The following is a 26,202-nucleotide window of genomic DNA, read 5'->3' on the forward strand; positions in this document are numbered from 1 at the left end:
GGACACACGGATATGAAAAACGCCAAGGGACACGCCCCCTTTCAACACCCCGATTTTTCGGTCAAACGCCTCAGCCAGGCCATCGTGATCGCCTTGGGCATTGCCAGCCTGGGCCTGAGTTGCCCCGTCACTTTTGCCCTAGACGCCTTGCCCCAACAAGGTGAAGTGATTTCCGGCGCGGCGAAAATCTCCCAAGACGGCAACAGTCTGCATATCCAGACCCAGACGCCCCGTACCGCTATCAACTGGCAGAAATTCTCCATCGGGCCTGACAACAAGGTGCACTTTCAGCAACCCGACGGCAGCTCCGTGACTTTGAACCGGGTCACCGGCGGCGACCCTTCCAATATCTACGGGATGCTCACCGCCAACGGCAAGCTGATCCTGCTCAACCCGGCGGGTATCTGGTTCGCGCCCAACTCGCAGATCTCTGCCAGTGCGCTGATCGCCGGCGCCGGCGTGATCACCGATGAACAACTCAAGGCATTCGCCGACATCGGCAAACTCGACATTCAGCTCAAAGGTCTTGTACGCAATGACGGCCAGATTTCCGTCCACGACAACGGCATCGTGGCATTGCTCGGCGCGCAGGTCGAAAACAACGGTGTGATTCAGGCCCGTAAAGGCCAGGTAACCCTGGCCACCGGCCCACAGGCATCGCTCGATTTTCAAGGTGACGGCCTTATCAGCCTGGCCATTGGCGGTACGCCTGGTGACGACAATTCGGTTGATCCGTCACTGACCGGCGGTGTCCAGAACAACGGGCACATCGAGGTCGGTGAAGGTGTTGTGGCAATGAGTGCGCAACGTGCGGCCAAACACCTGGATTCGGTGATCGGGGTCGGCGGCGCAGTGATTGCCGACTCGGTTAGCCAACAAGGCGGCAGCATCGTGCTGGGCAATGCCGATCGCACCGTGGTCAGCGGCAAGCTTTCTGCCAAAGGCAGCGATGGYGGCAATATCAGCGTTTCGGGCAAGCAAGTGACCCTGTCCTCGACCGCCGACCTGAATGCCTCCGGCAGCCAAGGCAAAGGCGGTTCGATCGCTGTGGGCGGCAGTTTCCAGGGTAAAGGCAATGCACCCTCTTCCACCCGCACCACGATTGAAAAAGGCGCCAAACTGGTGGCCGATGGTGCCCGCGACGGCGGCCAAGTGGTGGTGTGGTCCGACGGCACTACCCATTTTGCCGGCCAGACCAGCGCCAAAGGCGGCGACAAGGGCGGCATCATCGAGACCTCCGGCAAGATCCTGAGCATCAGCAAAGACGCCAGCATCAACGCCTCCGGTGGCAAACAGGCCGGCCTCTGGCTGCTCGACCCTGTGGCAGCGACCATCTCCAATATCGACAACGGCACGGACATCAGTGCCCAGACCATCGTCGACAGCCTGGCCAACAACGACGTACGCATCGAGGCCAGCGAACGCATCAACGTCAATGCCCCTATCGTCGCCAAAGACGTGGCCGCCGGCAAAAGCCTGGCGCTGATCGCCAGCGGTAACGTGGGCCAGGTCAGCACCTATGAAGGCACCGACAAAAACAATGACAGCGGTTCGGTGTACATCAAGGCACCGATCCTACTCAAGGACGGCAACCTGTTCATCAGCGCCACCGGTGACGTCAAACTGATCGATGACGCGCTCGCTGGCCAGACCGGTGATGCCGCGTGGGATCGTCGCGCGATCATCGATGTCGGCAAAGGTATCGTCTGGATCAAGACGTCCAATACCGCCTCAGTCACTCAAGACGCCAATACCGCACTGATCGGTTCACAGGTGGCCGTGCAAGGCGCCAGCGTGCGTCTCGATAGCCCGTTGAACCATGCCGGGACCCTGGCCGGTAAAGCTACCAACGGCATTTTCACCTTCAATCAAACCAATGCCGGCGGCACCAACGTGGGTACGGTCAGCGCACCCTACTCCGGCGAATCCTTGAGCGGTGTGACGGCTCAGCAGATCAAGTACATCGGCTCTCAAGACGTAGTAGCCGACAGCAACATGTACAAGGAAGTGGTTCTTGGGCAGAACGGCCAGGCCTTCGACTACCTGGTGTTTGAAGCCACCGGTTTTGTCGATGCGCAAGGCAATGAAATTCCTGCCAGTGAACTGCTGCACTACCTGGACAGTTCCGACTATCTGGTCAGCGGCTTGAAGTTCACCGACAGCGCCGGTGTGAAATGGGAACTCAAACCCAACGCGGCGAACAGCAATCTGACCACCGTCATCCGTGATGGTCAGGTGGTCAGCGAGCTGCCGGTCGGTTTCAGCTTTGATGCCAACAAAGGCATGGTCGTTGTCGCCAATCCTGACTACGCGCCCAACGCTGGTTGGGGGGTCGCCGATTACAACATCGCCGGGCCGATGAACCCTGACGAAATTCAACACAGCAGCCAGAACGGGTCTTCTGAACAGTTGGTGATCGGTCTTGGCGACAAAGTCACCTCTGCCAATGTGCTGTTCGGTTGGCTGATGAATGACCAGGATTGGGCGCAACCCATTGGGGATGCGCCGAAGCGGCCGCTGCTCGAACGTGCGCGAGTGCATTTTCTGCAGACCCAACAAGCGCCGGAGTCGGCCATCGTCTTGCAGGCGCAACAGGCCAATCTCGACCTTAACATCAATGATCAGTCGCGGCAGTATGGCGACGCCAATTCGGCATTCAGTCACTCAGGTCTGATTGCCCAGCAAAATGCTGCACAGGTAAAGGACGTAGACAGCTTCGTCGACCGGCAACTGGCGCAAGACCGCTTCATCCCCGGCGTCAGTTATAGCACTGCGGCGAACGAGCGTTCCAACGTCGGCAGCTACGCCATCAACGGTCAACTGACGGCCGATGAGTACGTCAGCAAGCGTTATGTCCTCGACACCCACGCCGGCAAACTGGTGATCAAACCTGTGCCACTGGTGGTGACGGCGAACGATCAGGCCAAGGAAGTCGGCCAGCAAGACCCGGCCCTGACCTATGACGGTAAAGGCTGGAAATTCGCTGATGACGAACAGCCTTTCAACCTTGATCGAGCCCCTGGCGAAAAACCCGGCAACTACAGCATTTTCGAAAAAGACGGGCAGCGACTGGTCAGCGCCAACTATGAAGTGACCTTCATCAACGGTGTGTTGACCATCAACGGCCCGGTCGCTGAAGACCCGATCACACCGGTTCCGGATGTTCCGCAAGTGCCCGGCCAACCCATTCCAATCCCCGAAACCGGGCCAGTGCAAACGTTCATCAATCGCGCCGACCCGGCAGCCGTTGCACAGGTTCCTGGCGACGAACGCTGCACCCCGCTGGAATCGCCATCGGCGGTCATCGCCAACCATACCGCGAGCCCTGCAATCGTACGTACTTACAGCGTGCAACTGATCTGCAAACCCCGTTCCCACGGTTCCGCACAACAGCAACTGCCAGATAAAGCCGAGTTGCTGGACTACGCCAATCGCCTGATTGACCGCGGCACTTATCCATTCCCCGAATGGAACCGCAGCGTGATGCCCAGAACCATTGACCAACACGCCAAGGGAGGCCTGTGAATATTATGAAAACTTCAACCCCATTTACTCTGCGTCCCTTGGCCATCGCACTGTGCGTATGCCTGGCCAGCGCATCGTTCGCCTCGACTGGCTTTGCCGCCACGCCTGTGCCCTTGAAACCACTCGATCCAGGTCGGGTCGAGTTTCCCAACGAGCAAGGCCTGCGTACATCACCCAACAACATGCCGGGCTCACTGGAACTGCCTGCCACAACCATCAGCCCTCAAGAAAAACTGGTCGAGGACCAACAAGCCCAGACACCGGTGATGAGTAGCAATGTGCCGTTCAAGGTGAACAAGGTGATTCTCGATGGCATCCACAGCTACCCCGCCGCCACCTTCAAGCCACTGCTGAGCCAACTGGAAGGACACGAAATAACGCTGGCACAGGTCAACGTGGTCGCGGATGCCATTACCCAGCGTTATCGTGCCGCCGGTTTCATTCTGGTCCGCACCTTCGTTCCTGCGCAGCACATCGATAAAGGTGAGTTGCATCTGCAAGTCATTGAGGGACGCGTCAACAGCGTCAAGGTCGATGGCACCAGCAACCGTGCGATCAACCACTACGCGAAAAATATCAATGATGAAGTGCCGCTCAAAGGCGAAACCCTGGAGCGCAATCTGCTGCTGATTAACGACCTGCCTGGCTACGAAGCCCGAGGCGTGCTGTCGGCCTCGCCAGTACGTGAAGGCAGCGACCTGAACTTGCAGACCGAACTTCGGCGCTGGGAAGGATTCGTCGGTGCAGACAACCGCGACAGCCGCTACTTCGGCCCTTGGCAAGCTTACGGTGGAGTGGCGCTGAATGATCCCTTCGAGATCGGCGATCAAATTTCCCTGCGTTATGGACGCTCGCTGGAGAGCGACAAAATGTCGTTCTACGAAGGCCAGTATGAGATGCCGGTCGGAAGCCAGGGCACGATGCTCAGTGTTCTGGCACAACACAACGACGGCAAACCCGATGTGGCTTCCATTCTCAATGCCAACAGTTCAGGCGATACCGTTGCCGTCAGGGTGATCCATCCATGGATTCGCACACGTGCGCAGACCGTCAAGACCTCGGCCGCCTTCACCTGGTTCAATGGTCAATCCGAGTACCTCAACGACCCGGACCTGCCCCCTTCGAGCGATGACCGCATTCGTGCCGTGCGCCTGGGCGCCAGTTGGGACTTCACCGACCACCATGGCGGCCGCAACCTGCTCAAAGGCGAATTGAGCCGTGGCTTGAACGTGATGGGTGCCAGCTCGAAAAACCGTACCAATCCATCGCGCGAAGGTGGTGAGACTGACTTCACCAAGCTGCAAGTCGATGCCCAACGTATCCAGGACCTCAGCGCCATTACCCCCGGTCTTGACCTATACTTGGCCGTGACCGGGCAGACCAACTTCGGCAACCGTTTACTCACCCCTGAACAGTTCGGCGTGGGTGGTAGCCAGTTCGGTCGAGGCTATGACCCCTCGGAAATTACCGGCGACAAAGGCGCCGCCGGCAAAGTCGAGTTGCAGTACAACCGTCAGCACCAGATCAAGGATTTCGTCGTACCGACCCAGTACTACGGCTATTGGGACATCGGCAAGGTGTGGAGCGAACAGCCAGCCTATACAGGCTCGGAAAGTCTGTCTTCCGCCGGCGTGGGTGCTCACGTGCAAGTTGGCAAGGATCTGTTCATTTCGCCGGAAGTGGCCTTCCCCCTAACCCGTTCGGTCAGCGCCGAAGAGCTAGAAGACCGCAACGGCAAGGAGCCTCGCCTCTACATCAACTTCCTCAAATTGTTCTAGCAATGACACCCACCGGTTATGGGCCAACAGGTCCATAACCGATGGGCCCTGTCTCCAAGGAGAACCCTCATGAACCGTCATTTTCGTGTGATCTGGAACAAAGCCCGGGTGTTGGTTACACACCACGCGCCGAACTTCGCCTTCACCCGTAACCACACCGCTGCGCTTCTCGAAGCCCTGGAAGTACAAGAAGGAGAAAACCTCGCCTGGATCATGCAACTGCACAGCCAGTCTGCGTCCAGCCGGAATCAATGCTGCATGCCTGATAGGAGAAGGTGAAGCTCAGCAACCGGTTGCTACTGAAAAACGCTTTTTGTGTGTTTGTACTTTTAACGAGAGATGAATCGATGGACGCCGTGTTTCATATTCAACAGCTTCAGCTAAAATTCCTAAAGTCGGCCTCAGTCAATGAAAACTGTGCCATAGATCTGCTGGCTATTCTTCACCGGTTGTCGGCAGAGGAAACCAGGAACGTCCTCGGCATCATTGACCTGCTGGTCAACGAGGCCGAGGTGTTGAGAGGGCTCTCAAAGGACGTCACGGCCAATCATTTCTTTGTACTGTCGCATTAACGCTGACGTCTCAGTGATCGAAGCGTTTGAAAGAGGTGTAAGGATCAAAGGGTATGTATCGTGACTGCCGGTCACGCATGACTTTGACCATGACAAAGTCTGGGTCCCGTGAGAAAAACAGACGTCCGCGCATCGTCACCAAATGATCGAGCAGACGTGCTTTATCGCCTGCCACGCATTCCGGATTCCGATCATAAGCACTGTTGATGTTCAGACTCAGAAAGTGAGTTCCCGGGATCAGATCGCCCACAAAAACAACCGGGCCAACGAGCAGCTGGATTTTCGGTAACAACTGTCCCGGTGTAGCAGTCGCTGACATGGAAGTGCCAGTCATTGCCGAGCTGCTCTCAGGCATGGCCATCGATCAGGATTAGGCGTGCGCTGTTTTTCCAAGCGTGAAGCGGCCCTAGATTCATAGACACCTTCGAGGGCCACTTCTGGCTGATTTCTGCTCTTGGCCAGAGGGGTAAAACGGCCAAAAACGGCCACCCCGTTATGTATGACGTAAGGTTAAGTCATAAGTTTGGAGTCCTCTTCTTACACTATTGGTTTATTGGATCCGAAATCAGACGAGGCAAGCGGCAAAAAATCACAGGTTGGACTACACCTAACACCAGACATACCCCAAGCAGTCTCAAGCGTCGGCCTGTTCGCCATCCGAATCGCGCGTAAATCACGGGTGAAGCGACGCTTCTGAGGGGGGATCTCGACAGGGTATTTCGAGGATTCACAGAGGGAGTTGATCGCAATGGCTCAGCACTTGAACTCGTCCGGGTTGTTCATTCATCGCATGCGGGCAATGAAAGGAAGCACAACGTATCCCCTACCTTTTCTCGCAAAAGTCTCGTCTCTAGGTATCAATCACGTATGGCGACTGCGGCTGCACACAGCAGCCACGGTAGCGCTTTTGGCCGGAATGGAGTCGCCAACGTGGGCCGCGAACTGCCCTTCACCGGTGGTGGCCAATAACACCACCTGCACAGTACCGGCCGGCACAACCGTGACAGTCAACGCCGTCAATGCCGTTGGCTTGAACGACAGCGGTCTGTTGGGGCAAATCATCGGTGACGGCATTACCGTCAATCTGGCGGCCGCCACCACTACCGGCGCAATAGCGCTGCAAGGCGCCGCCATCAGTTTTAATGCCAGCACTGTGACTACCACCTCCGTCGGGGCTGCCGCCAACGGACAAATCGGATTACGTGCGGCTGGCGCAGGCAGCACTGTCTCGGCGACCGGCGCCACGCTCGACCTGACACCCGCCTCAGGCACCTCGCTGAACATGGTCGGTGCTGGGGCCGATCATGGCGGTGCGCTGACGTTGAGCAACACTACCGTGCTGGTCACTGGTGGTGCCAATGGCACGGGCAACTATGGTTTGGTGGCGACCGGGGCGGGAAGCCAGGTCAACTTCAGCGGGGGCTCTGTCAACACCAATTCCCGGGGGGCCTTTGGGGTGTTGGCCGAGAACGGTGGGGGGGTCAATTTATCAAACGGAGCGCAGATCACTTCTGCCGGTACAACGAACGCGACCACGCTAGCAGGCAGCCATGCCCTGTACGCCACCGGTGCCGGCAGCCAGATCAATGCCACGGGCATCATGGCGAGCGCGTCCGGCCTCAATGCGTCAGCGGCGCTGGCCGACGCCGGTGGCACCTTGGTCTTGACCAGTAGCTCGTTCACCAACTCGGGGGCCGCCAACATAGACAGCACTCCCAATGCCGGGGTGCGGGCAGTCAACGGCGGCAAGATCGTGATGAGCGGAAGCGGCAGTGCGATATCCACTACGGGCGTGCGCGGCTTTGGCCTTTCTGTGGAGGGCGCCGGTTCGCAGGCGCAAGTGGCGGACACGGCCATCCAGTTGTCGGGCAGCCGCGCATTCGGGATTTCCATCAAGGCCGGTGGTAGTGCGCAGGTGAACAACAGCAGCGTTGCGCTCAACGGTGTCACCGGACCTTTCTCACCCGCAGTACAGGTAGAGGGCGTGGGCTCGACCTTGACGCTGACCAATAGCAGCATCAGCACCACGACCCCCACCATCGCCGTGGGCGTGACGGCCCGGGATGGCGCAAACCTCATCATCAGCAATAGCTCGATCACGACGACAGGCCCGAACTCCGCGGGGCTGACCGCCAGCAGTCTGACGGGCATACCCGGCACGGTGACGGCGAACAATGTGACGATCAACACTACCGGCGACGATAACGCCATGGGGGCGATTGCCGACCTCAACGGCACGATGATGCTCAACGGTGGCACGATCACCACCAGCGGTAACCAGGTCAGGCCATCGTCATTCGCCCATGGCCTTGGCGCACGCAATCCCGGCGGCACCCTGACTGCCAACGGTACGGTGGTCAACACTTCCGGGCTTTCCGCCATGGGTGCCTGGTCCGACGATGGCGGTCATTCGACCCTCAATGACGTCAGGATCACCACCTCAGGCGAGTTGGGTGTCGGGGTATTTGCGATAGCGGAACAGGTGGGTTCTCAATTCAGTGCCAATACCACGACCAACCGCACCACCGTGCAAACCACCGGCCTCAATGCCTACGGTGCACAGGCGCAATCGCGCAATGACCAGCCGGTTGATGTCGCCACGGTGACCCTGAACGACACGTCGATCACGACGCAGGGAACCGGTGCCGCAGGCCTTCGTGCAGTGCTCGAGAACTACGGTTCGACACCCACCGGTCGCGGGCAAGCCGATGTAGTTGCCAATCGCACCACGGTGCTCACTCAGGGCGTCGGCGCGCATGGTGCATTTTCCCGCGATAGTCCTACTTCGGTGACGATCAACCAGAGCTCGATCCACACCATCGGCGCGACCGCCCATGGCGCGGTCGCGGTCATCGGCGGGCGTATCGTCGGCACTGACTCGACGGTGGTGGCCAGCGGCGCCAACTCCATGGCGCTCTACGCCTTGGGCATACCGGCGGCGGTCTCCTCGGCCGACTTCACCCGCAGCACGCTGACCAACAGCAGCGGGCCGATTATTGGTGTTGCCGGCGATGCCAACATCACCCTGACCAACTCGACCGCGACGGGTGCCAGTGAGTGGCTGCGCGTGGGTACGCTCAGTGACTTCCCCTTGCTGACCGCTTCGCCTCCACCCCTGACCGGCCCGGCGGATTTCCCGGATGAAGTCACCGGCGCCTTGCCTCCGTTGCAATCTCCCCCGATCACAGCCCCTGCCCCGCCCGTAGTGCCTGGCCTGGCCAATATCAACCTCTCCGGATCGACGGTGGTCGGTTCGGCCTTCACGGCGCCCGGCAGCGTTTCCAACCTGACGCTGACCAATAACAGTGTCTGGCGCATGACGGGAGATTCCAATCTGACCAACCTGGTCAATGACCCCAGCCTGATCGATTTCTCCGCGCCCACAGGCGGTGTCTTCAAGACTCTCACCGTCAACAATTACAGCGGCGATGGCACCATTGCGCTCCATACATTCCTGGAGGGCGACGGCTCGCCTTCCGACAGACTGGTGATCGACGGGGGCACCGCAACGGCGCTGGCCACCGGCAACACGGCGTTGCTGGTCCGTAACGCCCGGGATGCCAGCGGCGTCCTTGGGCGAGGTGCCCTGACCACCGGCAACGGCATCCTCGTGGTGGATACGCAGAACGGCGGCACCACCGCCGCCAATGCTTTCCGCCTGGGCAATCGGGCGATCGCCGGCCCCTACGAATACACTTTGCATCGGGCGAGCGTGGATGCAACCAACGGTGAAGCGTGGTACCTGCGTTCCAGCGCCGATCCAACCCCACCGGTTCCGCCTGATACGCCTGATACGCCCACGCCCCCTACTCCGTCCGTGCCGAACTTCCGCCCGGAAACCTCGTTGTACGGAGCCATCCCGGCCATGGCGCTGGTTTATACCCGCGGCATGATCGACACCTTGCACGAGCGGGTTGCTGAAGAACGCCGGATGCCCACCGACCCGTTGCCCAAGGAGCATGAAGAAACCTACGGCCCGTCGCTCGGCTGGGGGCGGATGATCTTTCGCAATGGCGAACGAGAAAGCGGTCACAACGGCCCGTTTGGTAACTCCCCAGGCTACAACTATGACATGCAGGCCTTCCAGGTCGGTCTGGACCTTTATCGCGGCGAGGACACCGACGGCAGCCATGACCAGGCCGGGGTATCGCTGGCGGTCGGCAACATCTCGGGGGGAGTTGATCACTACAGCGGGATTGGCGCCGGTGATAACGAACTGCGTGCTTACAGCCTGGGTGGCTACTGGACGCACTTTGGGCCCGACGGTGGCTATGTGGACGGCGTGTTGCAACTGCACCGCTTCGACATCGAGGCCAAGCCGGGCGACATCGATGAACTGGACACCCAAGGCTGGGGCTACTCCGCATCACTGGAAACCGGTTACCCGTTTCTGGTCGATGAGGGCGATGAAGAACACAAGAATGAAAACCTGTACCTCGAGCCACAAGCCCAAGTGATCTATTCCCACATCGATCTCGACAACAGCGATGACATCGCTGCCGACGTGCGTTTCAGGGACGTCGACTCGCTGATCGGCCGACTTGGCGTGCGTCTGGCCAAGGACTGGTTCCGCGAGAACGACAAGGGCGAGGCACTGCGTACCAATGGCTGGCTACGTCCCAGCGTCTGGCATGAGTTCAAGGGACAACCCAAGACCGAATTTTCATCGGCCAACGGCTTCGTGCCCTTCGAGGCGGATATTGGGGGGAGCTGGTGGGAGGCCAACCTGGGCGTTGATTACCAGGCGGACAAGAAAGTCACTTTCTATATCTCCGCGGGCTATCAGAAGTCCTTCGATGGCGACAGCCACAGCTACGAGGGCATGCTGGGTGTAAAATACGACTTCTGATTCTGCCAGCGTGTGCTAGGGGTTCAGGCTGTGTGAATAGCCTCGGTCGGCCACCACCGTTAGCGATTCAGCCTCGATTTCATCACGCGCCTGGTTCGCCATATTGCACAGTTGCCCACGATCATTACTAACATTGGTCACCTCATGGGCAACGATCAAATGGTGCTTGTCGTCGACAGCTGTTTGGACGTTATAGCCAACCGTTCCGGTGCCTCGTCCGCTCGAGGCCATTGAGCGTTCATCTGGGTCTGTGAGGGAGATTTGCAGGTCTGGACTGTCGTGGAGCTGTGCCTCGATATCCTTGAGTTTCTGCATCTGCTTTTTCAGCGTTTCGATTTTTTCTTTCAGCCGCTCGGCCTTGGCCTCGGCCACTTCGGGCGTTGCCCGATCCGCCGAATCCATCGCCGCCAGATACCGGTCAATGCTCTGTTCGATCTGCTGCATGCATGCGTGCCTTCACTTTGCCCTGGGTGAAGGTACGGTCACGATTGTTGTCTGCTTTGAACTTGCTGCCATCGATGGCGATGAGCGATGCAGAGAAAAGATTGAGGTTGCGATAAAGCACTACGAACTGACGGCAGACGCTGCGAATGGCTTTGCCGTTGTCTTTGGGAAAGTCGGCGATGGTTTTGAAGTCAGGAGCCAAGCGCCCCGTCAGCCACATCAACTCGACGTTGCGCTGAGCCTCACGTGCAAGCCTGTGACTGGACTGAATCCGATTGAGATAGCCGTAGATATAGATTTTCAGCAACATCGCGGGATGGTAGGCCGGACGCCCCGTTGCAGCAGGATCAATACCTTCAAAACCCAAGTGCACCCAGGGCGAGTTTATCGACGAAAACGTCGACCACTCGCACTGGTTTTTCCTCAGCAACGTAATCGTCCAGGCACTCAGGCAGCAACGTCACTTGTGTCCGAGCCTCCACCTTCGATGAATCGCTTAATGATCGCCCCCGATACGATTTCGACGATCTGAAGGTTAGACAATCAATGGCGTTTTCACACAGCCTAGACCATTGATGCCTTTCGCTAGCGACCGCAATTCGTTGAAAGTAGCATGCCTACGGTTATGGGCTGTTGTGAACCTTCTGTAGAATGTAGTCATTCGCCTGCAAGGTGACTTTAACAATAAGAGCCTGAGGCATTTTATGATTGACGTTTCTGTAGCATTACTTTCGCAAGCGCTTGCGTTGCGCTCACACTGACGCCTGGCCCTGACATGCTGTTGATCGCTTCGCGGAGTCTGAACCAAGGTCGAGCGTCGGGTTTTGTTTCACTTGCAGGTATTCAGGCAGGCACTTATTGCCACGCATTAGCCGCAGCACTCGGACTGTCGCAGTTGATGACCGCTGTACCTGCGGCTTACGACCTCGTCAGATTTGCCGGTGCGGCGTACCTGGCATTTCTTGCCTGGAAAGCTCTTACCAGCAGCTCATCACCCCTGGCACCCGATGAAGCCTTGCCGCCCACGCCGCTGTTGCGCATTTTTCGACAAAGCCTGGTGACGAATCTGTTGAACCCAAAAATGGCGCTGTTTGTACTGGCCTTGTTTCCACAATTTGTGGACCCGACTAAAGGCTCGCTGTCGTACAAATGTGGGCATTTGCGACCATTTTAAATGCCATAGGACTGATCGTGAATGTTGCAGTGATTCTCTTGGCCAGCAAGGTCGGGAGTAAGCTGGCAAGCAATGCCAACATTGCCAAAAGACTCAATCAGCTATTGGGCGCGGTTTTTATGGGGCGGGCTGTTCGTTTGGCTCTGTTTACCGGGAAGTGGGTCGAAGCAGGGTGTCTGTTTTTGGCCGATTTCTGTCTGATGCCAAAAGGCCAAAAGGCCAAAAGCCCGCTCAATGGCGGGCTTCGTAATCGACTTTTCTTATGGCGCGTGGTTCAAACTCTCGCGCAATTCGTCCTCCAGCTTTCGACACACGTCTGCGACGATATTTTTCCCGACTTCCGGACCTGAGTAGCTGTCGACTGCCTCGCGGCATCGTTCGGCGGCTTCTCGGGCCTGTATTCTTTCCTTGTTTTCCGATGTGTTACTGACATAAAAACCGAACGCCACGTACAAGGCGATGGCGATAAGATGCCTGCAGCGATCTTGCTGCACAGGCCAAAACTTTTTTCTGTTGGTCGTGGCCACCCAGGTGAGATTCGTGTTTTTTGCCTGAGGTCCAATTGGCAGTGTTTGCATAAGATGGCATCAGTCATGATGACTTCCGCGCAATGGGGCAACTCTTTTTTCCAGCCTCCACAGATGAAACTCCTTTTTCAAAACAAAATTCTAACATTGGGGCTGAGGGGCCAGCGACGCGACTCTGTTTCTCGCTGAAGGTTTTCTAGCGTCGTGACGTCATCCCAAGCTGAGTCGCTCCCAATAGGTTCGAAAAAAAAATCCGATTTCGAAAGAGTGCTTTTGATCTTTTTTTGCCCGTCGCAATAAGCAAAAAACACCCTATTCAGTTAATTCGTCTGAGTTGAATACATCAGATCGAAGACACGGCCGAATGCGGTCGATAGAGGTACGTTCAGACACGACGAATCGCTAATGGGTACCGTCATAATCTATCCTCATCGCCCGCGCAACCCAGTAAAACTGAACTGCTCGCCTCCTCGCGCCTGGCAGATTGCTTATTCGATATTTGACGGCGAATCAATCATTTGAGCTTTAAATGCCCTAAAGCCGTTATGCATTAAAGGCCCAATGTTCTTTCACAGAGTTACTGGGCTAGCTGGAAGCAGCTTGGGGACGTGGACCGGGTGCCGCTCGCCGGTGAAACGAGCGGCGGTCGGGCGGACTTACTGTGCAGGTTGATCCTTCATCTTCTCGGCAATTTTCGCATCCACGGCAGCACGAATCTGGTCAATGCTGAAACTGGCCGGTTTTTGACTTGGCGGATAGTCGATGAAAGTTTGCAGGAACTTCGCGGCTTTGCTCACCGCTACCGCAGCGAGATAAATGTTCTTGCTCGACCAATCGTAATACTGGTCGGACACCACATCTGCACGCTCGTAGGGGTCCATGCGCAGGTTGAGAATCTTCGGTACCCGCAGGCAGACGAAGGGCTCGCTCCAGACCCGGAAACCGCCTGGCTGTTGTTGCTCACAGAACACCACTTTCCAATTGTCGAAGCGCATGGACACCAGCACCCCGTCATCGTTGAAGTAGTAGAACTCGTGCCGTGCGCCGGTTGGTTGCTGGCTGGTCAGGTACGGTAGTTGATTATAACCGTCGAGGTGCACCTTGAAGCTGGCTCCACCGGCAGTCGGAGCCCACCCCTTGAGTAGCTTGTCCTTGACGTCTGCGTCGCCAGCGGCCGCCAACAAGGTCGGAAACCAGTCCATGCCCGAGAACATATCATTAGACACCTCACCGGCCTTGATCTTGCCCGGCCAGCGGATCATCGCAGGCACCCGAAATGCGCCTTCCCAGTTGGAGTCCTTCTCGTTGCGAAACGGCGTGGTCGCCGCGTCTGGCCATGAAAACTGATTCGGGCCGTTGTCGGTGGTGTAAACCACGACGGTGTTGTCAGCAATTTTCAGATCGTCGAGGGTTTTCAGCAGCTTGCCAACATCATTGTCATGCTCAACCATGCCGTCGGCGTACTCATTACCGGGCATTCCGCTTTGGCCTCTCATCGAATCGCGCACATGGGTGAATGCGTGCATCCGGGTGGTGTTCATCCAGACAAAGAACGGTTTGTCCGCCTTCACCTGTTTCTCGATGAACGCTTGCGCCGCTGCGGTGGTTTCGTCGTCGATAGTCTCCATGCGCTTAGCGGTGAGGGCTCCAGTGTCTTCAATCTTGCCGTCGGCGAAGCTATGGATCACACCGCGCGGCGCGTAACTCTTGAGGAAATCAGGATCGTCTTTTGGCCAGTAGGGGCGTTCGGGTTCTTCTTCGGCATTGAGGTGGTACAGGTTGCCGAAAAACTCGTCGAACCCGTGGGCGGTGGGCAAGTATTCGTCCCGGTCACCTAGGTGGTTCTTGCCGAATTGGCCAGTCGCATAACCTTGGGATTTAAGGGCTTGGGCAATGGTGATGTCACGTTTTTGCAGGCCCACAGGCGCACCTGGCATGCCCACTTTGGATAGGCCTGTACGCAGCGGCGTCTGACCGGTAATGAACGAAGAACGTCCAGCGGTGCAACTGTTCTCCGCGTAGTAATCAGTGAACAGCATGCCTTCTTTGGCGATACGGTCGATATTCGGAGTCTTGTAGCCGACCACGCCCATGGAGTAGGCGCTGATGTTGGTCTGGCCGATGTCATCACCGAAGATCACGAGGATGTTGGGTTTTTCAGCGGCTCCGGCAGTAGCCGAAATCGCCATCACCGAGATTGCCACCAAGGCCAATCGCGGTAGCCATTTGTGTTTGCGGGTCATATTGACTGCTCCCATACGCCTTAGTCGAGGTTAACCACCAACCCTGTATGGCAGCACTAACTAAAAATCATTAGGGTCAATGCGACCAGACAGGTGCCCTACAGCCACCATGATTCACGGTAGACCAATTGAGGTTTCCAGCTTTTTTAATCGATGGTTGGCTGCTTTTGAGGCTTCAAGACCAAAGCCCCTCGCCATTCGCATCGAGTGCCGCTTTGACTTGTTCTGTATTTTCGCCACGGGTCGGTGTAGGGCCCGGCGTCACCACTTGGCTATCAAAGCGTGGTGCGGGGTGGGCCTGCAACATGCCATCACGCTCGAAATACACACCTCGCGCGACCATGTGCGGATGCTCGACAGACTCATGCGGGCCGAGTACCGGAGCAAAACATACGTCTGTGCCTTCGAACAGCTCGCACCAGTGCTCGCGAGTACGGCCAATAAAGATTTGTTCGAACGCCGAGCGCATTTCGCTCCAGTGCCCTTTATCCCATTGTTTGGCGAAGCGAGGGTCATCGACCAGGCCTAGTTTTTCCAGTAATAGTGCATAAAACTGGGGTTCCATCGCCCCCAGGGTAATGTAGTGGTTGTCGGCGCAACGATAAGTAGCGTAGAAATGGGAGCCATCGTGCATGCTCTTGCCTCGCTGCTCCTGGATACCACCACGGGAAGCCATCGACATCAGCAACTGCATCATGTGCGCCGATCCGTCGACGATCGCGGCATCCACCACTGTGCCGTTTCCTGTAGTGCGCGCATTGAGGATGCCGGCCAGTAGACCCACCGCGAGATAGAGTGCCCCGCCACCGATGTCGCCGATTAGCGTGATAGGGGAAGACGGCGCTTCTCCCTCTGTTCCGCAGTAATACATCGCTCCGGACAGCGAGATATAGTTGTTGTCGTGGCCTGCCGCATGAGCCATCGGGCCACTCTGCCCCCAGCCTGTCATACGCCCGTAAACCAACCTCGGATTACGGGCCAGCAACACCTCTGGACCAAGCCCTAGACGCTCCATCACCCCGGGGCGCATCCCTTCGATTAACGCGTCCGCATTTTCGATCAACTTCAGCACAGTCTCACGCCCCTCGAGCGTTTTCAGATCGACTACGACAGAGCGCTTGCCACGATTCATCGTATTCGTCGAGGCTTTCTTCTCGCCTGTAACATAGGTAGTTTCGCCACGCTCAACGGCGATGACTTGCGCCCCGAGATCTGCCAGATGCATGGCACAAAACGGTCCGGGACCGATGCCGCAGATTTCTACAATTTTAATGTCGCCAAGCATGGGTATCCTCTTCTCTCGTCCGTTTTTGGTTTGCTAGTCGGAGTCGGGCGGTAACCGCGTCTACGCGCCCTGCCCCGACCACTCAGCCAAATCTCATTGATCGAAGACGATCACCGAACGCGCCAACTCGCCACGACGCATTTCGTCGAAGGCAACATTGATATCCTCCAGTTTGATGCGCTGCGAAATCATCTCGTCGAGTTTGAGTCGGCCCTGCATGTAGAAATCGGTCAAGCTCGGCAGATCGACCGGAAAGCGGTTAGAGCCCATGATCGACCCTTGGATGCGGCGCGCTTGCAGGAGCTGGAAAGGGTCGATTTCGAGCTTGATGCCAGGTTTCATCATGCCAATGATCGTGGCGCAACCGCCGCGTTTGAGCATGCCGAACGCCTGCTCCGCGGTCTGCTTGAGGCCGATGCATTCGAACGAATGATCCACACCGCCCCGGGTCAGCTCCACCACCTGCTGGACCGTTTCGCCCTGCTTGGCGTTGATGACATCGGTAGCGCCAAACTGCCGGGCCAATTCCAGCTTGGAGTCCACCATGTCGATGGCGATGATGCGACCGGCACCGGCCAGCACCGCGCCATTGATCGCGGCCAGGCCGATGCCGCCGCAGCCCAGCACCGCCACGGTTTCGCCGGGACGTACTTTGGCGGTGTTGAACACTGCACCGGTCCCAGTGGTCACGGCGCAGCCGAGCAGTGCGGCGCGGTCCAGCGGCATGTCACGGCGAATGGCAACCAGCGCATGCTCGTGAACCAACATCTGTTCGGCATAGGCGGACAGGTTGGCAAATTGCGGCATGGGTTTTTGCACGTACGTCAGGCGTGGCTCATCACCTTTGCCGCGACGTGTTTCCGGCGATACGCACAGCGACAAGTGGCCGGTGACGCAATGCGCGCAGTGGCCGCAATAGACTGACAGGCACGTGACCACATGATCCCCAGGTTTGACGGTGCGCACGTCCGAGCCCACCTGTTCGACGATACCGGCAGCCTCGTGGCCGAGAACCACCGGTGCGGGATGTGGGTACATCCCGTCGACGACGTGCAGGTCTGAGTGACAGACACCGACAGCGACCGTGCGGACCAGCACTTCACGCGGACCCGGCTTGCTGATTCCGACGTCCTCGATCGTCAAAGGGGAGCCCGGTGTATGGAAAACGGCAGCTTTCATGATGTACCTCGGTAAACATTATTGTTTTGTGGGCGTGAATGGTCAGTCCATTCACGCGATGACTGAATAAGCCGGCACTTCACAAACTTCGATCGGTCAACCCTACCCAGAACCCCTCGGAACCCGCGGCAATCGCCGCCTTGCCGAGCACCTTGGCCCAATGGGCATCGCTGCCGAACTCGTCACGCCAGGCCCACAGGCGACGCGTCGCAAAATGCAGTGTGTGTTCATGGGTAAAACCGATAGCGCCGTGCACCTGATGGGCCACGGACGCGGCCAGCGTTGCGGCTTCGCCGGCACACACCTTGGCCACCGCGATGTCGAATGCCAGGGTGCTGTGATTGCCGGCGGCCCCGAGGAACAGATCGCTCGCGCTACGCAAGGCAACTTGCACCGCCATCCGCGCCGCGCCTGTGGCACCGGCCATTTGAGCCAGGTATTGCTGGAGGACCTGTTGCTTGCTGATCGGCTTGCCAAATTGCACGCGTTCATTGGCGTACAACACGGCCTTATCGACGGCGGCTTCAAGCGTGCCCACCAGCGTGCAAGCGCGCACCAATGCACCGAGATGCCATATCGGCTCGGGCAGATCGGCCAGTTGCAGATGACCGGTAGCCTGACTGCTGGCGTTGGCGAACACCAGGGTGTCGCGCTCTTCATCGGCAAAATTGCTACCGGCTGCCAGGGTCACGGCTGCCTGGCGCAGGTCAACCAGCGCCAGGCGTTGGCCATCGGCAACAACCGCCCAGCGACATGTACGGGCCCAGGGCACGTTGACGGCTCGGCCCTCGAGGTGCCCCCCCTCTTGATCAAGTCGTAGATCGCCCAGTCGGCCGGCTTGAATCAGGGTGATCGAACCTTCTGGCACTTCCATCCCGGCGTGCGCCAGCAGTGCTGCCGCGAGCATGGTTTCCGCCAGTGGCAGGGGCGCCTGCCAGTAACCAATGGCGCGCAAAACCGGGCTGGCGTCGAGCCAGTTGGCACCACTCCCCCCAGCGCTTTCCGGTACCAGCGCACCGGGCAGACCGTTGTCGACGACCTGCTGCCATAACGCATCTGCGCGGTGGCCAGCATCGAAGCGCTCGAGCAATTCACGGGTGACGTGTTTGGCAAACAGACGCTCGACGCTGTCGGCGATCATGGTTTGCAAATCCGAAGGGGTGCCATCGTCCGCACCCTGGTTATTGATTGCTGTGTTCATCGCAGTCCAAGACCCCCGGCAATAATGCCGCGCAGAATTTCACGAGTGCCGCCACGCAAGGAGAAGGACGGTGCACTCTGAGTCAGGAATCGCATCGCTTGGTCGAGGTCGGAGCCTGGCTCGCGCTGATCGCCGAACAGGTCGTGAGCGACGTCAGGAATCGCCTGTTCGAGCAAGGCCCCTTGGTCCTTGACCACCGTCGCCGGGATGGCCGGGTTTTCGCCACGGGCGAGCATGCCGGCGACGCCCAGCGACATCTGCCGCAACGTCGCGTAACGCGCTGCCAGACGACCCAGGCCGACTGCGTGCCGGCTATCTTGCGGGTCGGCCTCGTCCAGCATGGCGAGATACAACTGGGTGCTGCTCAGGTAACGCTCCGGACCGCTGCGTTCCAACGCAAGCTCCGCGGTGACCTGCTGCCAGCCATTGCCCAACTGCCCAATGACGAAATCATCGGGAACGAAGACGTTTTCCAGGAACACTTCGTTGAAGTCATGCTCGCCGAGCATGTTGTAGATCGGGCGCACGGTCACACCGGGAGCCTTGAGGTCGATCAGCAATTGCGACAGCCCCGCGCGCCGATTGCTCTCCTCCTTCGGTCCGGTCCGCAGCAGCGTAATCATGTAGTGGGCCAGGTGGGCGCCTGATGTCCAGACTTTGCTGCCGTTGACGATCCAGCCACCTTCGGTTTTTTCCGCACGGGTGCGCACCGCCGCCAGGTCGGAACCGACGTCGGGCTCGCTCATGCCGATTGCCATAAGTATCTCGCCGCAGGTGATGCCGGGAACGATCTGCGGTGCCAAAACTTCCGGAGAAAACTTGATCAGCAACGGACCGCTCTGACGTTCGGCGACCCAGTGCGCCCCAACCGGTGCGCCTGCCGCCAGCAGTTCTTCCAGAACCACGTAGCGCTCCAGCGCACTGCGTTCGTGACCGCCATAGCGCGCGGGCCAGGTCATGCCCAGCCAGCCGCGCTCACCGAGCTTGCGGGTGAATTCCGGAACAAGGCCGACGAGACCTTTGGCACGCTCGGCCGGTGAATAGTGCTTCAACTCTTCGGCGAGAAACGCACGAACCTCTGCGCGTAACGCTTGCGCCTTGGCGTCTAGCCTACAGGGCTTGATATCGAGTGCCTGCATGGGGGGTCTGCTCATGTGGTGTTGAGTTACGGTCGACCAACACACTTGCTGGTCAGCCAATAAGTAAATAAGCTATCAGCATTCTCGTCACAGGATCAAGCGCCATCGATCCAGTCAATTTCCCTTCCCCTACGGAGCCTCAGATGACTACCCTCGCCCCCTTTACTCCCGGCCGCGGCTTGACCCTGGAACTGCAAGGGCATGTCGCCACACTTGAGTTCAGCCGACCGCCGCTGAACTTCTTCGATCAGGAACTGATCATGGATCTGCTGGCGGCATTGGCGCATCTGGATCAATTGCCGGCCTGCCGCGTCGTTATCCTGCAGGCCGAAGGCAAAACGTTCTGCGCGGGCGCCGACTTCACGGGACTGGCGGAGAACGGGGAAAAAATTCGCCCTCGTCAGCTGTACACACACGCCGTGCGCCTGTTTCGCACGGCCAAGCCACTGATTGTCGTGGTGGAAGGCGCCGCCATCGGCGGAGGCCTGGGTTTAGCACTGGTGGGCGACTACCGTGTCACCAGCGAGAAGGCCCGTTTCTCGGCAAATTTCAACCGCCTGGGCATGCACCAGGGGTTCGGCATTTCTGTTACGCTGCCGCGCGTCGTCGGCATCCAGATGGCCTCACTGTTGATCGCCACCGGCCGCCGTATCGACGGCGCGCAAGCGGTACGTATTGGCTTGGCGGACGTGCTCGCCGAGCCGGGCCAGGAGCGCCAGGCGGCTCGTGCCCTGGCTGAAGAAATCGCCATGAGTGCACCGCTTGCCGTCATGTCGAGTCGCCAAACACTGCGTGCCGGCCTCGCCGATTCAGTGGAGGCAATCATCGATCGCGAGGCCAGCGAACAAGAGTGGCAAGTCCTCACCAGCGACTTTGCCGAGGGCAACAAGGCGATGCGCGAGCGTCGCGATCCTGAATTCACCGGTAACTGATATTTCGTCTATGGACACTCCCGACCCAAGCACACCCAACAGCCCCCGTCGAACCCAAGTGGAACGACGCGCCGAAGCCGAACAAAGCATGCTGGAAGCCGCACGCCAGATCGTCGCGCGCAAGGGCTGGATCGGCATCACCCTGGCCGAGGTCGGTCTACAGGCGGGTTACAGCCGCGGCCTGGCGGCGCATCACTTCGGCACCAAAGCCAGGCTGCTACGTGCGTTGGCCGGGTTCGTGAATACCCGGTTCATGGAAGTCATCGATGACAAGGCGCCCCAGCGTCAACCCGGGCTGGGCACTTTGCTTGGGTACATCGATGCGTACTTCCTGCGTGACGACGCCGAATGGACCAACGCCCGTGCCTTGCTGGCGCTTATGGCCGAGGGCGTGACGCTCGAATCGGAATCTGGGGCGATACTGGCCGAGTACAACAACTCGGTACGAATGACCCTGGCAAAGCAGGTGAACATCGGCATCGCCAACGGCGAAATCCATGCTGGCACCGATCCGCTGGCAGCCGCCACCCTGTTGATTGGAACGATGCGCGGCATGATGCTCCAGCTGTTACTCGATCCATCGACGGCGGACCCGGCACGGGTGCACAAGCAACTGCGCCGACTGATCGAGACCCTGCTAACCCTGCCCAGCGATTAATTCTGGGCTATAAAAAACGCCCACCGGTTCTCACCGGTGAGCGCTATTCCTTCAAGGCTTATCGCTTGATCATCGCATCAATCATCTGCCGCACTTGCTCGGTGAAGGGTGGACGGGTGATGTCCGGCCCCTCTGCCGCACGCAGTATTGGCTTGGGATGGCTGAACGTAATAAAACCCTGGTGCCCCAGATAGCTGCCCATGCCACTGTTGCCAACCCCGCCAAACGGCAGGCTGTCGACACTGGCGTGAAGCGCCACGTTATTGACCGTTACTCCACCCGAGACCGTACGCTCGAGGACAAACTGCTCCTCGGCCACATCGCTGCCGAAGTAGTACAGCCCCAGCGGACGCGGATGAGCGTTGATGTAGCCCACCACCTCTCGCATGTCCTTGTATGGCTTGACCGGCAACAGAGGACCAAAGATCTCGTCTTGCATGATCTTCAGTTCATCACCCGGATCGCACAGCAAGGTCGGGATCATCTTGTGGTGAGGCTGGTCGGAGAAATCTTCATCCGCCGGGTTCATTTCGATTAACTCGACACCCGYCAAACGGGCCTCATCCAGGTAACTCTGCAAGCGCGCGAAGTGACGGGCGTTGATGACCGAGGTGTAGTCCGGATTGTCCTTGAGGCTCGGGTAAAGTCTAGCGACCGCCGCTTTGGCGTGCACGATGAACGCCTCCATCGACTCCTCGGGAACAAACACATGATCCGGTGCCAGGCAGACCTGTCCGGCATTCAACAACTTGCCGGCCATGATCTTGCTCGCGGCAGCCTTCAGATCGGCGGAGCGCGACACGATGGTGGGCGACTTGCCACCCAGCTCCAGGGTGACCGGCACCAGGTTCTCGGCAGCGGCGCGCATCACATGCTTGCCAACGCTGCTCGCACCGGTGAACAGCAGATGGTCGAAAGGCAGGCTACAGAACGCCTGACCGACTTCGGCGTCCCCGGTGACGATGGCGATTTCATCCTCGGCGAAGGTGGCGCTGAACATCCGCTGCATCAGTTCGGCACATTTGGGGTTCAACTCAGAGACCTTGACCATCGCCCGGTTACCGGCCGACAAGGCGCTGGCCAGCCCCTGGATCACCATGCCCACCGGAAAATTCCAGGCGGTCACGATGCCCACCACGCCTAGTGGCTGGTACTGAATCCAGGCCTCGCCACGATCGGCAGCGCGTTGCTCGGGCTGCATCCACTCGGCAATTCTGGCCTTGGTTTTCTTCAGTGACGAGAGTGGGCCCAACACGTCGATGATGCGCGTCAGATCGTGGCTGCGATGGCCGAAGTCGGCCGCAGTGGCTTCAACGATTTCCTGTTTGTACTCAACCAGCATGCCGATAAGGCGGTTGAACAATTCGCAGCGTTGTTCGGCGGTCCAGATGTCGTTGGACAGGTAAGCCGTGCGCTGCCTGGCGAGGATTTCGCGCAGTCGCACCACTTCGGGTAGTTCAATCTTGCTCATTGGAGGATTTACCTTCTCATTGTGGGTCGTTACGACCCTTCAGGTCGGCGCTGGACACTGACTGCACGCCGCTGTCGTTGAAATCGACTTTCTTCATTTTGGTGGTATCCAGACGCACCAGGCCGAAGGCCATGCCGTACTCAATGGCACCGTCTTCGTTGACTTTGACGGACGAGTACATGCCATTGAAGCGAGGGTCGCTGCCGGTGTGGACCGTCAATACGGTTTTACCCGTGTCGAGGTCCATCCCGATGTGATAACGGTCGTTCCAGTTGCGCGTGAAGTAACCGTCAATGATCGCCATACGGCCGCCGCCACTGATCATCGGCACGGACGAGATCGACGATACGTCGTTGCGCATCCACAACTGTTTCCACGTATCGGTCTTGTGGTCCCACTTCAACATGGCGACGCCTTTGGGCCCTGGACGGGTGGCACCGTTCAGGATGCTCACGTAGAAATGATCACGCGCCAGATACGGCGCATCCTTGCTGACCAGGTTATTCACAACGAAGGCATAGTCGCCATACGCGGACACCGACTGCTCGGACTGCACGATCTTGCTGTCCGGGCCCATGTTCACCTCCCGCTGATCAGCAATGCGTGCCGACAGCGTTCCGGGCTTCTGCTTCCAGTCAGCAGGCATCTGGTCGCGCCAGAAAGCCACCATGCGCATTTTTTGCGCGCCGTCGGTGATGACTACCAGCTTGTCTTCGTCAGGCCCGAAGCCCATCAACGTGGGAGTGGAGCCCGTGCCATCGGCGATTTTCGGGGCCGAGACGCGAATGCCTCGATCATAGGCGGCTTTCCAGGCACCACTGGCTTCATCGCTGTGAATCTTGCCGTTGGCGTCCACCACCAACCGGTACATGTTCTGATTCGACGCGACATAGACCGCGCCGCCGCCCGCCTCATCACCGCTGGCAAAGGCGTTGAGAAACAACTCGTCCTGCCCCTCGACGGCATAGGTGTCGACCACCTCCAGGGTTTTCGGATTGAGGGTGATCACCTTGCCGCCAACGGTATTAAGGACCAGAAAGCCGTTGAAGGTCATGCCCATGCCGAAATTGAAGTCGGCAGGGAAGTCAGTGCCACGCTTAACTTTTTCGTTGTCGTACAGTGTCTCCGGCAGCACCTTGACCAATGGAGCGACCATGCCCGATCCTGGTTTTTTCCAATCGACTTGATCAATGCGGAAAATCTGCCGGCCACCGGCACCAATGAAAGCATCCTCACGGGTCAACACCGAATAGAGCGCCCCGCCACGAAGCTGGTCAGTGATGCTGGTGAGCATCCGGTTGGGCTGTGCGCGCATGTAATCGAGCAGGCCTTTCTCGTCCTTGGCATCCAGGAACCGTTTGACGTCCTGGGTCTGCTTGAGACGCTCCTCGTCGCCAAGTTTCTGAAAGCCGGGCAAATTAAGTGGCATATCGACACGCGCCACCTCAACCAGCTTGCCATCGATTTTCTGGTATTTGCGCAGGCCCAGGCCGGACCACCACCACGTCACGTCAACGTCGGCGACCTTGTCGTCGAAGTGCGGCATACCGCCTGCTTCACTCGGGAAGTAGGTCACCGACTCCGGGGTCAATTCGTAGGAACCATGCGGCACCGCAATCTCGGTGCTGTCAGTCTGCGCGCTGTTCCAATGCGCCTGATTGTTATAGGTGTTGGCCAGATAAGGGTTCATCGGCGGTGGTGCAGCCTGGGCAGCGGCCGCAACGGACAAGGCTGCCAACGTCAGGCCCGCGCTCAACTTCACGAAGCGAGGTTTTGTGATTGTTATGCTTCTCATGGTGGAAACTCCTTGAAGGAATGACTCGGTGCCCGGGCGCTCACGGCGCGGGATCAACACCAACCCGCAGAGCCTACTAAGCCCCTCTGATTCACCCCCCCCCCATGATGAGTAGGTCACCAGGGAAGACCGGCAAAGCACTGCCCTTGCCACCCTCAAAATCCTCCCCCCCCACCGTGGGGAGGGATGCTACGACAGACGCCCCGGCAGCATTCCTCCAGTCCTTCGAGCACATGGCTTCCCCTGTTGAGCCGTTTGCCGATTTTTTCAGACACTGGAGTACGTAATGCACATTCAAAGATCCATCTTCCGCGAAGACCATGAAATGCTCCGCGAAACCGCCCGCCGCTTCTTTGAGCGTGAGTGTGTTCCGCGTCAAGCCCAATGGGACGAGGCCGGTAAAGTCGACCGCGAGACCTGGTTGAAGGCCGGTCGAGAAGGTTTGTTGTGCACCATGATTCCGGAAGAATACGGTGGCGGCGGTGGCGACTTCGGCCACTCGACGGTCATCAACGAGGAAATGCACCGCGCTGGCGTTTCCGGCGTCAGTTTCGGCCTGCACTCGGACATCATTGCGATGTATATCGTGCGCTTTGGTACCGAGGAGCAAAAGCATCGCTGGCTGCCGAGTATCTGCAGCGGCCAAACCATCCTCGCCCTCGGCATGACAGAGCCAGGTAGCGGCAGCGATCTGAAAGCTGCGCGTACCACCGCAGTCCGCGATGGCGACGACTACGTCATCAATGGCAGCAAGACCTTTATCAGCAATGGCCTCAACTGCGACATGGTTTTGCTGGCCTGCAAAACAGACCTGACGGCGGGTTCCAAAGGCATCAGCCTGATCATGGTTGAAACCAGCCGTGAAGGTTTTCGACGTGGTCGCAAGCTCGAAAAAGTCGGCCAGCGTGCGTCCGACACCGCAGAGATGTTTTTCGACGATGTGCGCGTGCCCGTCAGCAACCTGTTAGGTGAAGAAGGCAAAGGCTTCGCCTACATGATGCAGGAGCTGCCACAGGAGCGACTGGGCATCGCCATCTACGCCGCTATTCACCTGGAACGCTTGCTGGAGCTGACCGTCGAGTACGTCAAGGACCGCAAGGCCTTCGGCGGAACGGTGTGGGATTTCCAGAACACCCAATTCAAGCTGGCCGACGCCAAGGCCGCCTCTGTCGCGGTACGCACCATGGTCGACTACTACATCAGCGAGCATATGCGTCGCAAGTTGACCGTGGAAGAGGCCGCCATCGCCAAACTCTTCGCCACCGAGACCCTGTGGAAGCACCTGGACGACATGGTCCAGATGCACGGCGGTTACGGCTACATGCTCGAGTACCCGATCGCCCGCGCCTTTGTCGACTTGCGCATATCACGCGTCTTCGGCGGCAGCAACGAAACCCAGCGCGATTTGATCGCTCGCAAACTGTAATCCC

Annotated in this window: 19 protein-coding genes and 1 pseudogene; 10 read left to right on the forward strand and 10 right to left on the reverse strand. The window is 58.5% G+C overall.

Going from position 1 to position 26,202, the window contains the following annotated elements:
* The first annotated feature begins 12 nt into the window (after nucleotides 1–12).
* The 4 genes from AC1D2P_RS05200 (at nucleotide 13) to AC1D2P_RS05215 (ending at nucleotide 5,875) form a co-directional block, all read left to right on the forward strand.
* Nucleotides 13–3,525, forward strand: a complete 3,513-nt coding sequence (locus AC1D2P_RS05200; RefSeq protein ID WP_258668246.1) for a two-partner secretion domain-containing protein — start codon at nucleotides 13–15, stop codon at nucleotides 3,523–3,525.
* 5 nt (nucleotides 3,526–3,530) lie between these two features.
* Nucleotides 3,531–5,303 (forward strand): ShlB/FhaC/HecB family hemolysin secretion/activation protein, encoded by a 1,773-nt coding sequence (locus AC1D2P_RS05205; RefSeq protein WP_258668245.1) that lies wholly within the window; start codon nucleotides 3,531–3,533, stop codon nucleotides 5,301–5,303.
* A 69-nt stretch (nucleotides 5,304–5,372) separates the two neighbouring features.
* Nucleotides 5,373–5,582 carry a hypothetical protein gene (locus AC1D2P_RS05210; RefSeq protein WP_258668244.1) on the forward strand — a complete coding sequence of 70 codons (210 nt, stop codon included), beginning with the start codon at nucleotides 5,373–5,375 and terminating at the stop codon, nucleotides 5,580–5,582.
* Between the two features lie 68 nt (nucleotides 5,583–5,650).
* Nucleotides 5,651–5,875 (forward strand): hypothetical protein, encoded by a 225-nt coding sequence (locus tag AC1D2P_RS05215; RefSeq protein WP_258668243.1) that lies wholly within the window; start codon nucleotides 5,651–5,653, stop codon nucleotides 5,873–5,875.
* Nucleotides 5,876–5,885: 10 nt separating this feature from the next.
* Here the strand turns inward: AC1D2P_RS05215 and AC1D2P_RS05220 are convergent, their stop codons facing one another.
* Nucleotides 5,886–6,209 carry an MBL fold metallo-hydrolase gene (locus AC1D2P_RS05220; RefSeq protein ID WP_258668242.1) on the reverse strand — a complete coding sequence of 108 codons (324 nt, stop codon included), beginning with the start codon at nucleotides 6,207–6,209 and terminating at the stop codon, nucleotides 5,886–5,888.
* Nucleotides 6,210–6,736: 527 nt separating this feature from the next.
* Nucleotides 6,737–6,886 carry a hypothetical protein gene (locus tag AC1D2P_RS05225; RefSeq protein ID WP_258668241.1) on the reverse strand — a complete coding sequence of 50 codons (150 nt, stop codon included), beginning with the start codon at nucleotides 6,884–6,886 and terminating at the stop codon, nucleotides 6,737–6,739.
* Between AC1D2P_RS05225 and AC1D2P_RS05230 the strand changes: the two genes are divergently transcribed.
* Nucleotides 6,876–10,724 (forward strand): autotransporter outer membrane beta-barrel domain-containing protein, encoded by a 3,849-nt coding sequence (locus AC1D2P_RS05230; protein WP_258668240.1) that lies wholly within the window; start codon nucleotides 6,876–6,878, stop codon nucleotides 10,722–10,724. The genes AC1D2P_RS05225 and AC1D2P_RS05230 overlap by 11 nt on opposite strands.
* A gap of 36 nt (nucleotides 10,725–10,760) precedes the next feature.
* On the opposite strand, the pseudogene AC1D2P_RS05235 reads toward AC1D2P_RS05230, so the two are convergent.
* Nucleotides 10,761–11,669 (reverse strand): annotated as a pseudogene (locus AC1D2P_RS05235) (transposase); the annotation flags it as partial.
* 274 nt (nucleotides 11,670–11,943) lie between these two features.
* On the opposite strand from AC1D2P_RS05235, the gene AC1D2P_RS05240 reads away from it, so the two are divergent.
* Both AC1D2P_RS05240 and AC1D2P_RS05245 read left to right on the forward strand, forming a co-directional pair.
* Nucleotides 11,944–12,342, forward strand: a complete 399-nt coding sequence (locus AC1D2P_RS05240; RefSeq protein WP_258668239.1) for a LysE family translocator — start codon at nucleotides 11,944–11,946, stop codon at nucleotides 12,340–12,342.
* Nucleotides 12,343–12,359: 17 nt separating this feature from the next.
* Complete coding sequence (locus AC1D2P_RS05245; RefSeq protein ID WP_258668238.1) at nucleotides 12,360–12,692, forward strand: hypothetical protein; 333 nt, start codon at nucleotides 12,360–12,362, stop codon at nucleotides 12,690–12,692.
* Between the two features lie 833 nt (nucleotides 12,693–13,525).
* Here AC1D2P_RS05245 and AC1D2P_RS05250 read toward each other — a convergent pair.
* From AC1D2P_RS05250 to AC1D2P_RS05270, 5 genes are all read right to left on the reverse strand, one after another.
* Complete coding sequence (locus AC1D2P_RS05250) at nucleotides 13,526–15,112, reverse strand: arylsulfatase (protein ID WP_477757285.1); 1,587 nt, start codon at nucleotides 15,110–15,112, stop codon at nucleotides 13,526–13,528.
* 175 nt (nucleotides 15,113–15,287) lie between these two features.
* Nucleotides 15,288–16,397, reverse strand: a complete 1,110-nt coding sequence (locus AC1D2P_RS05255) for a CaiB/BaiF CoA transferase family protein (protein WP_258668236.1) — start codon at nucleotides 16,395–16,397, stop codon at nucleotides 15,288–15,290.
* A gap of 93 nt (nucleotides 16,398–16,490) precedes the next feature.
* Nucleotides 16,491–17,576 (reverse strand): Zn-dependent alcohol dehydrogenase, encoded by a 1,086-nt coding sequence (locus AC1D2P_RS05260; RefSeq protein WP_258668235.1) that lies wholly within the window; start codon nucleotides 17,574–17,576, stop codon nucleotides 16,491–16,493.
* Between the two features lie 79 nt (nucleotides 17,577–17,655).
* Nucleotides 17,656–18,777 (reverse strand): acyl-CoA dehydrogenase family protein, encoded by a 1,122-nt coding sequence (locus AC1D2P_RS05265; protein ID WP_258668234.1) that lies wholly within the window; start codon nucleotides 18,775–18,777, stop codon nucleotides 17,656–17,658.
* Nucleotides 18,774–19,916, reverse strand: coding sequence for an acyl-CoA dehydrogenase family protein (locus tag AC1D2P_RS05270; protein ID WP_477757284.1), 1,143 nt, complete (start codon nucleotides 19,914–19,916; stop codon nucleotides 18,774–18,776). Before AC1D2P_RS05270 ends, AC1D2P_RS05265 begins: the two co-directional genes overlap by 4 nt.
* Before the next feature lie 143 nt (nucleotides 19,917–20,059).
* On the opposite strand from AC1D2P_RS05270, the gene AC1D2P_RS05275 reads away from it, so the two are divergent.
* Together AC1D2P_RS05275 and AC1D2P_RS05280 are read left to right on the forward strand one after the other, a co-directional pair.
* On the forward strand, nucleotides 20,060–20,848 hold the full coding sequence (locus AC1D2P_RS05275; protein WP_477757283.1) for an enoyl-CoA hydratase/isomerase family protein: 789 nt from the start codon (nucleotides 20,060–20,062) through the stop codon (nucleotides 20,846–20,848).
* Between the two features lie 10 nt (nucleotides 20,849–20,858).
* The gene (locus AC1D2P_RS05280; protein WP_477757282.1) at nucleotides 20,859–21,506 is read left to right on the forward strand and encodes a TetR/AcrR family transcriptional regulator; all 648 of its coding nucleotides are present in this window, start codon (nucleotides 20,859–20,861) and stop codon (nucleotides 21,504–21,506) included.
* A 58-nt stretch (nucleotides 21,507–21,564) separates the two neighbouring features.
* Here AC1D2P_RS05280 and AC1D2P_RS05285 read toward each other — a convergent pair whose 3' ends face one another.
* Entirely contained in the window at nucleotides 21,565–22,977 is a 1,413-nt protein-coding gene (locus AC1D2P_RS05285; protein WP_477811335.1) for a coniferyl aldehyde dehydrogenase, read from the reverse strand.
* A 16-nt stretch (nucleotides 22,978–22,993) separates the two neighbouring features.
* On the reverse strand, nucleotides 22,994–24,772 hold the full coding sequence (locus AC1D2P_RS05290) for a hypothetical protein (RefSeq protein WP_477757280.1): 1,779 nt from the start codon (nucleotides 24,770–24,772) through the stop codon (nucleotides 22,994–22,996).
* Nucleotides 24,773–25,058: 286 nt separating this feature from the next.
* Between AC1D2P_RS05290 and AC1D2P_RS05295 the strand changes: the two genes are divergently transcribed.
* A complete protein-coding gene (locus tag AC1D2P_RS05295; RefSeq protein ID WP_258668228.1) occupies nucleotides 25,059–26,198 on the forward strand; it encodes an acyl-CoA dehydrogenase family protein in 1,140 nt (379 codons plus the stop codon).
* Nucleotides 26,199–26,202 lie beyond the last annotated feature (4 nt).

The organism is Pseudomonas sp. P1_F1_2 (assembly GCF_056405815.1).